A 1123-nucleotide genomic window follows, 5' to 3' on the forward strand; every position below is an offset into this window, starting at 1 on the left:
AATATACAGATATAAAACCCTTTTCGTAGCTATCTAGTAACATCATTGATACATGGTTTATACTCCTTCTTTAAATAAACCAGTAATAGGGTTGTCAACACTTGCCCCCCCCCCAACAAGAGCAAGTGAATCTGCTGCGTGTTCTTCTTTTTCAATCCTTCGTATTAATAACCACTTTTTACACCTATTTAGTATTCAAGTAAGTCAACTGATTTTTCTCCTTCTTCCACTAAACTGCTGCTTTAGTCGAATAAGAAAAAGTGATCTCCCTTAAGGAAGAATCACTTCCTCTAATTGAACAAGCAGTGAAGGTGAACATCGTTCTCGACATAAACTAAAATTTTTTATATACCTCTGCGTAAGCAACTTTCAATTGATTGATATTAAACCCCTCCAACAAGAAAACTCCGTTTAACAATCCATTTCATTTGGATAACCCCGCATCTTTTGGACGTTTTTCCCATGAAAAAAGTTGTGTCTTCCCTATAATATTTAACGAATCCAATTTTTAGATTGCCGTCTTTAAAGAGGTTTTTCATCTTGAGGTATACAAACAGTCATTTAGAGGATTGGATTGAAAACTTATACAGAAAGATTGATATTACAGAACCAGAACAAATTAATTTTGAACGGATTGCCGAGGCTTTAGATATCAGGCTTTCGTTTAAACCTGTAACAAGCTTCGCACTTAAACACAGCGGAATTTATAACATATGCTTGGACAGCCGAAAAAACCGAGTTGAACAATGGTATGATTTTGCTCATGAATTTTGCCATATATATAGACATGAAGGCGATAAAAAAACAATGCCTGCAACTTGGACTGATTATTTAGAGTGGCAGTCCAATTATTTTACATATCACTTTTGCATTCCAACTTTCATGTTGCGTAATATCAATCTTCCGTACATACAATCACATGCAATTGAAAATGTGGCTTGGCTATTTAAAGTATCCCCTTCGTTTGCGAAGAAACGTTTGAATCTTTACTACAGGAAGCTGACTCAACATTTATTTAATCAAACAGTTACGGGAAATCTGTGCCCCCCCCCTTTGTAATTAATAATGAAATCCTCATGCATTTGCGCGCATTGAAAAAAACAGAAAAAGCGTTTCCCTTCAT

The 1123-nt window shown here is 35.4% G+C and carries 1 protein-coding gene; it reads left to right on the forward strand.

Annotated elements, in window-relative coordinates:
* The first annotated feature begins 540 nt into the window (after positions 1-540).
* Complete coding sequence (locus tag RAC86_RS38970; protein WP_072566592.1) at positions 541-1059, forward strand: ImmA/IrrE family metallo-endopeptidase; 519 nt, start codon at positions 541-543, stop codon at positions 1057-1059.
* Positions 1060-1123: the final 64 nt, after the last annotated feature.

The organism is Bacillus sp. LR_5, from assembly GCF_042709275.1.